The organism is Legionella santicrucis, assembly GCF_001468135.1.
Lineage (GTDB): Bacteria > Pseudomonadota > Gammaproteobacteria > Legionellales > Legionellaceae > Legionella > Legionella santicrucis.
Map to the genome: position 1 here is coordinate 1 of NZ_LNYU01000025.1, position 7,218 is coordinate 7,218.

Consider the following 7,218-nt stretch of genomic DNA (forward strand, 5'->3'; position numbering starts at 1 on the left):
TTTTGGCGGTAGCTTTGGTTAGAATATAAAGAGGATCAGTTCTCCTAATAAACTTCTTTAAAGTTTATTAGGGGTGACCTATTACGAACAGATAGGGTGAATATGCTCTCAAAGATCACCTCGTTATGAGAGACAAAGATTCTTTAATGAATGGAGCAACTTAGAAAAGGGATTATTTATATTCTGATTGATAATATCTTAAGTGGGTTGCAAATTTCGATCATGATCTTTATCTATATTATCTTCTCTGCTACTGCTACCCTCGCTCAACAGAGGAGTGCTACCGAGATTAATTTGCTTGGAACTACTTGATGGCGCTCCTAATAAAATACCACCCTTTTCTTGTTTTGCTGCGAGGTCTTTTTCAAGGGATTGGTTAAATCCACTGGCAAGACCAGAGAAACCACCAAATAGTGCTCCTTTTATTGTACTTCCTATGGTTGAAAGCCCTTTTCCTTCCTGAAATCCTTCTACCATACCCTTCATAGAGTCTTTTACACCCTCCCAGGTAGCTTTAGCAAAGGCTTTAGTGATACTAAATAGTTTAGAAGGTAAAGAAGCTTGGGAGTCATCCAAAATGGCATTAAAATTTTTAGTTGCACTAACTACATCCTTCCCTAATTTCTCTAGTGCCTTAGCTCCCTCTAGACCTCCAAATTTTTGAGGAGAGCTAAAATCATGGATAACTTCTAATGCTGTATGCATCAATGAGGATCCTGCGCTAGTTAAAGATAAAACACGTAATGATCCTACAACTTCAGAGCATGTTTTAGCATCTGGATTATTATTTAATCGGCTTTCTAATTCAGATAAATATTTTCCTTCTTCCTTTAAAATTTCAATTCGTGCTTTATTGGCTTTAAATGCAGGGTCTGATTCATTTCTAGTTTTTTCATAAAGCACTAAGAGTTCATTACCATGATCTTGTCTGAGGTTTGCAATCATTTTTCTTGCTTTATCCCTATCGTTCATAAATGAATCTGCAAATCCTCCAGATCCTCCTAATACTGCACCCATAGTTGCACCTTTAAGAACGCCTTTCATTGTTTTAGAAATCCCTTCATTTTCAACGAAACCTTGCCTTACTCCCTTAGCTGTTCCAATCGCTGTATCTAAACAAGTAGTTACAACTGATTTCATGCAAGTAAGCAATTTGTTGCCTGCAGACCTGGAAGTATCAAACGTCATATCGTTAAAAGTATCGCCAATACGTCTCGTTTCATTAGATAATTTAGTTAAGAATGAAGGATTACTTTCTTTTGCTATGAGTGTTAGCTTAACACTATCAACAAGAAAATTCGTTTTATCTAAATTTTCTTTTATAGTTTGGAGCGCTTTTAAAGCCTCTTTTGGATTTGTTTCATTTAATTTCATTAAGCGGGAAGTTTCTTTTTCTGTCTCTTCACATAAGCTATAAATATCTGTTTTCAATTGAATTGGTAAATTAGAACTTACATCATCTGCTTTGGTTTTCAAACTCTTTCTAGCGGAATTGATTTGCTCTAATAATTTTTCTACATCACTAGGCATTGCTTATCCTGGTCATTAAAAATACTATATGTAAATTATAGGATAAGTTTAATTCTGCAGCAAAAGTAATGAGCAGTAATAATGTTTTGTTTTTTAGGTTAAAAACCAGCCTTGTGCCTGAATTTATAAGTCTATTTCAGTTGATGAGTATATAACTCGCACCCTTTGGCCCTGTAATCTCTATAATGGATACGGCTTTGTTCTTTGTCCGCTTCAATATTGAGAACTATTTCCATGATGCGCTTAAACTTAGTATAAAAAGGAGGAATATCATTTGAAAGATTCAATAAAATATCATTAAATCCTCTTGGTTCCCGCTCATATCCAATTTGTATTGGAGGTGGAGGCTCGGGCCCTTCGCCTTGCAGGTGATGAGGAATAAAGCTGTCTTCTTTGAAAGTCCATAAGAGTTCATCAAGAAATTCAGCGTCTTGTTTATTAGCGCACAAGACATAAACCTTATGTCCTTTAGCATAGGCTTTTTCCAATAGACGACATGCGAGTAACCAACGCGCATTATCCTGCTCATTGGCTACCAGATAAAAATCAACGCGAATTGGCAGCATGGCGTAATATTTGAATTAATAAAGGAACAGGTCTGCCAGTAGCATTACGATTCTTACCAAAAATCCAAGCAGTGCCAGCAATATCTATATGTGCCCAGCGATATTTTTCGGTAAAGCGAGATAGGAAACATGCCGCAGTAATACTACTCGCCGTTCTATCAAAACCCGCATTGATCATATCTGCTAAAGGGCTTTCAAGCGCATCTTGGTAAGCATCATCTAAAGGCATACGCCACACTCTGTCATTGCTTTCTTTCGCAGCTTTTTCTATGAGTTGTGCTAGTTCTTCATCTTGAGTCATAAACCCTGATGCAACAGTTCCTAAAGCGACAATAATTCCACCAGTCAGAGTAGCAACATCAATGACAAATTCAGGTTTATAGCGTTCAGCATAAGTAAGCGCATCGGCCAATACAAGACGACCTTCCGCATCAGTATTAATAATTTCAACGGTTTGTCCTGACATGCTAGTAACAATATCTCCCGATTTAACTGACGTACCGCTTACCATATTTTCAGCACTGGCAATTAATCCAATGACATTTATAGGAAGTTTTAGTAGCGCACAGGCTTTTATTGCTCCTAGGACGCTGGCAGCCCCGGACATATCATATTTCATTTCATCCATAGCATTGGCAGGTTTGATAGATAAACCACCTGAATCAAAGGTGATGCCTTTTCCCACAAGAATAATCGGTGGATTATTTCCTGCCCCTTGGTAATTGATGTCTATAAGTTTTGGGGGTTGGGCTGAACCTTGAGCGACTGCTAATAATGTTTCCATACCCAATTCACGCATTTCCTCTGGACCCATTACTTTGCAGCTGATTTCTTGAGAAAATTCTTTTGCCAACTGTATTGCTTGTTCACCAAGATAGGTAGGGGTACAAATATTAGCGGGCATATTCGCCAAATGGCGAGTTAACTCAACCCCAGTTGCAATGGCTTTACCTAGTTTTATGCCCTGCTCACTGGCATTAGGTAAATAAAAAGTAATTGTTTCTAGTTGATGTGGTTTTACTTTTTTCTTTTTGAAATCTAATAATTGATAACGTTGATTATCTATTAGGACAACCATCTGCTCCAACTGCTGATCTGAAGAGTATCCAGTAATTTGTGGTATGCATAAAGTTGCAGAGTTGATACGATGTTTGATTAAGGCACTAATTATATCGGCTAAGCGTTTTTGTAACTGGTTGGGGTTGAATTTCTCTTTTTCACCACATTGTATTATTAATACACTTACCTGGGGATTATGATGCCAAAGTAGGTCACCAGGTTCCGTTGCTTTGTTAATAAGGTTGCTCAGCAAGCCATGATGTTCTTTATCTATATTTAGTGCAAAATCAGGAAGTTCTGTATCAGAAAATACCCCAAGTACAAGACATTCACTAGCAGATAAAGAGGGTTTAGAGGTTAATCCGTAATTCATTTTATGATCCTAATCGTTAAACAGATGTTTTACAGTCTGTTAAAGGTTTTTGAGGCAACACCACTTGAACATTGATGCCCTTAATCGTAGGGCTATTTAGCGCTTTTTCAAGGTACTCAATCAGTGGGACATCAACTACTTTGCCATATTCTGATGAAGCTTGTCGAAAGTACAATTGTCCTTTATTGCGAATCGCAAATCCTAAATGTGAAATATTTAATGATGTACCAATTTTTTGGCTGAGATCCCAATTGGGGCGAACTATTTCAATGATTGCACCATTAGGAATTTGTGCAAATAAATGCATATTGGGTTTATTTTTTTCAGGAAACAATGCTGTGAACGGTAAATAAGGAACTCTTTCTGCGGTGATTTCCAATTTGGAACCTTCATTTTTCAACTCAGTCAGACGTTCCTCAGCAGTTTCTTTATTCGTATTTTCTAATCTAATTGTATCAAGAGTCTTATAGGCATACCAATTGGGTTTATTAATAACGGCCTCAGCAACTTTAGCAACCGACTGATGATTTTGATTTTTGAAACTTAGGGTAATATCTTTGAGGAGTCCGCTTTGTTGGTTATTTTGATTCCAATCTAAACCTGTAAAATGATTGCGTTGAGTGTAAGATACGGTCCCGTTTTTATAGCGTATATTTTTTACACATTGTTGAAAAGAATTAAGTGAGTTTGCTAATGCTAAAGATAAAACGGTATTGACATACGTATCACAATCAAAAGCGTCAACTCTATATTGAGGAAATTGATCGTACAATGCTTTAGAGCCCTCTCCTAAGGAGCCCAGTAAATAATGCACTCCTAAAAATTGACCACTGATCCAATCGATTCTTGCGGACATGGAATTATTCGGCATGCTATTTAGTCTGTGGTATAGTTCCTCTATTGAGGAGTTAGCTTGTTTTTCAGTAGCACTTGAGTCAAAAGTATAGCCAACAACAGAAGTGCTCAAGCAGGTTAAAAATACCAAATGTCTTAGAGGGGTAGATGTGTACTTCATGAATTTTTTCAATTTAAAGCCAAAGTACATATTATAATCTCCCCCAGAGGAGGGAAGCAAGAATGCTGAATATAATTTGGCTAAGTATGATATTTATTTCTGTAATCGTTGGTGTTATTGAGGGGCGAATCGATGAAGTCGCGCGCGCTGTCACTGATTCTGCTAAATTGGGCTTTGAAATAGCTCTTGGTTTAGCAGGTATTATGTCTTTATGGTTAGGAATTATGTCCATTGCTACTGAATCAGGCTTGGTTACTTTATTGGGAAAGTTACTTCGGCCGATTTTAAAATGGCTCTTTCCTGATATTCCTCCAGAACATCCTGCTATGGGAGCTATGACGATGAATATTGCTGCTAATATGTTAGGGTTAGCTAATGCTGCAACTCCATTTGGGTTGCAGGCAATGAAGGAGCTGCAAACTCTAAATGAACATGCAAAAATTGCTACAAATTCTATGTGTACTTTTCTTGCAATTAATACGTCGAGTGTGCAACTCATTCCAGCGACCGCTATTGCCTATTTAGCGGCAAATGGAAGTACTAATCCTAGTGGTGTGATTGTTAGTTCTTTGATTGCAACAATAATTTCTACTGTTGTTGCCATTATTTCGGTAAAACAGTTAGCTAAATTACCTGTCTTTCGTATTAAAAGGACAAAGAGTTTATGAATGAGTTTGCAAATCAATTATCTAATTGGATGCTTTTAGCTTTTATTGTTGGTATTCCTATGTATGCTGCAGCAGTCAAGAAAATTAATGTATTTGATGCGTTTATTGTTGGTGCCAAACAAGGTTTTGACACCGTTTTAAATATTGTTCCTTATCTGATTGCGATGATAGTGGCTATTGGAATGCTGAGAGCATCCGGCTTCTTTAGTTTAATGGCGAAGTTACTCGCACCACTGCTGGCAATGATTGGCATGCCCCCGGAGGTGTTGCCTCTAGCGTTAATTCGACCTTTTTCAGGGAGTGCCTCAACGGGATTGATGGCGGAATTGATTCATCAATATGGAGGAGATTCGTTAATCGCCAAAATTGCAGCAACAATGATGGGAAGTACAGAAACCACTTTTTACGTTATTGCAGTATATTTTGGTTCTATAGGTATTCGTCGAACCCGGCATGCTATTCCCGCGGGTTTATTAGCCGATTTAGCCGGTATTATTGCCTCTGTTATGATCTGTCGTTATTTATTTGAATTATAATCAAAGTATCACGTTGGACTTTTGAGCCCAACGCAATAGATGGCTATCTAGGTTAAAGTCCCTTTTTAATTTCTGTTTATAGAGGAGTGTATACATCATCAATATTATCCAATACTTGCAATGCTGGTATTTCGCTATCTCTCCTATTACTATTACTTAGTTGACCTATAAATGAATTTCTATTTTCTGATATTCTTTGTTCTGAGGCTGGTGTCACCTCTTTGACCATTTCATTAATTTCATCTTTTGTTTTGGGTGCAAATTTATTACTTCGATTTAGAGATTGATTGCAACAATCCAAAAATCGATTCTTTAGTTCCTCATCTTTACAAGTTGCTATAAATTTTATGACGGAGTTATGTGCTTTTTCACTTAACACAGCCACTTTCTCAGGATTTTCCTTAAGTTTGGATTCAAAATCTATAATGAGCTTCTCCGGTGATTCTTGGTAATCAATGGTGATAGTATTTTCATCAATTTTGGATTTTATTTTCTTATTAAGAAGTTCAGCTAGTATTGTATTAGAACGATTTTCCATATTCTCAGTTGAATCACCTATGGGAACTGTAATTTCATCAGTGCTGGAAGGTTTTTGTTTAAATAAATTTGCAATCAATTTAAAAGGTTTAGCTATTACGCTTCCAATTACCTCTATCCCTTTTTGGATTGCTGCCAATGGAGTTAAGACCAACAATATCGGGGCTGCTAATAGAGTAACTCCTACTTTTAATCCCGTAGAATTACGTTCATAAACTAAGTTAATATTATGTATTAAATCATTAAACTTTTCCTTAGGATTTACTAACGTACTAAGGATAATACCAGGTAATTTAGCGATACCAACCAGGGCAGCTAGTGCTAGTGCCGCGTTTCGTTTTGCTTTTGATGCTTGGGGATCCATATAAATTCCCATCGCATATCCCATCGCCTTATCTAATGGTTTTGCAGTGATAAGAGGTGTCAAGAAATTGCTGTGTTTGTTTTCACTGATGGTGGTTCTGGCTAGTTGGGCATTTTCTAATACTTGTTGGGGAGTCCCAAAAAAACCTAGTGCGCGCTCACTCATTATAGAGTGAAGTAAAGGATCATGGGCTGCCCCTGCCGTTAATACTTCTATGGAGGTCAGGGAGCAATTATTTGTTTGTAAGTCAAAACCTTTTGCTTCTGGTGAAGCTAGCTCTCTCATTTTTTGCAACATTGCTATAGGATTTAAGCCTCTTTTGCCATTAATGGCTAATGGTAGTTTAACGTCGTGAGTAGGGGGTAAGCCGATGACCATATAAGCAGAGGCATTTTTGCTGTAGAACTCTGAAAACTCCTTAACTTTTATCATTTCTTGTTCTGCTTTTTGTCGTTCTACACTGACGTTGCTTTCCTTTTCTTTTAATAACTCATGTTACGCACGGGACTTGCTGGCTGACTAAAAAGCATTAGAATTCCGCTCTTAATTTTAGGGAGGGAATCCAATGGA

At 37.3% G+C, this 7,218-nt stretch carries 7 protein-coding genes; 2 read left to right on the forward strand and 5 right to left on the reverse strand.

Features of this window, described 5'->3' with window-relative positions:
• Positions 1-198: 198 nt before the first annotated feature.
• The 4 genes from Lsan_RS06515 to Lsan_RS06530 all read right to left on the reverse strand — a co-directional run bounded on the left by Lsan_RS06515 (position 199) and on the right by Lsan_RS06530 (position 4,543).
• Positions 199-1,431 (reverse strand): hypothetical protein, encoded by a 1,233-nt coding sequence (locus tag Lsan_RS06515; protein WP_237762064.1) that lies wholly within the window; start codon positions 1,429-1,431, stop codon positions 199-201.
• Positions 1,432-1,661: 230 nt separating this feature from the next.
• Positions 1,662-2,096 (reverse strand): DNA polymerase III subunit chi, encoded by a 435-nt coding sequence (locus tag Lsan_RS06520; RefSeq protein ID WP_058513706.1) that lies wholly within the window; start codon positions 2,094-2,096, stop codon positions 1,662-1,664.
• The gene (locus Lsan_RS06525) at positions 2,077-3,528 is read right to left on the reverse strand and encodes a leucyl aminopeptidase (protein WP_058513707.1); all 1,452 of its coding nucleotides are present in this window, start codon (positions 3,526-3,528) and stop codon (positions 2,077-2,079) included. Before Lsan_RS06525 ends, Lsan_RS06520 begins: the two co-directional genes overlap by 20 nt.
• A gap of 16 nt (positions 3,529-3,544) precedes the next feature.
• The gene (locus Lsan_RS06530; protein ID WP_058513711.1) at positions 3,545-4,543 is read right to left on the reverse strand and encodes an N-acetylmuramoyl-L-alanine amidase-like domain-containing protein; all 999 of its coding nucleotides are present in this window, start codon (positions 4,541-4,543) and stop codon (positions 3,545-3,547) included.
• A 62-nt stretch (positions 4,544-4,605) separates the two neighbouring features.
• Between Lsan_RS06530 and Lsan_RS06535 the strand changes: the two genes are divergently transcribed.
• Together Lsan_RS06535 and Lsan_RS06540 are read left to right on the forward strand one after the other, a co-directional pair.
• Positions 4,606-5,211, forward strand: a complete 606-nt coding sequence (locus Lsan_RS06535; protein WP_058513708.1) for a nucleoside recognition domain-containing protein — start codon at positions 4,606-4,608, stop codon at positions 5,209-5,211.
• Positions 5,208-5,747, forward strand: coding sequence for a spore maturation protein (locus Lsan_RS06540; protein ID WP_058513709.1), 540 nt, complete (start codon positions 5,208-5,210; stop codon positions 5,745-5,747). The genes Lsan_RS06535 and Lsan_RS06540 overlap by 4 nt, the downstream gene beginning before the upstream one ends.
• 76 nt (positions 5,748-5,823) lie before the next feature.
• Here the strand turns inward: Lsan_RS06540 and Lsan_RS06545 are convergent, their stop codons facing one another.
• The gene (locus Lsan_RS06545) at positions 5,824-7,080 is read right to left on the reverse strand and encodes a hypothetical protein (protein WP_058513710.1); all 1,257 of its coding nucleotides are present in this window, start codon (positions 7,078-7,080) and stop codon (positions 5,824-5,826) included.
• Between the last annotated feature and the right edge of the window lie 138 nt (positions 7,081-7,218).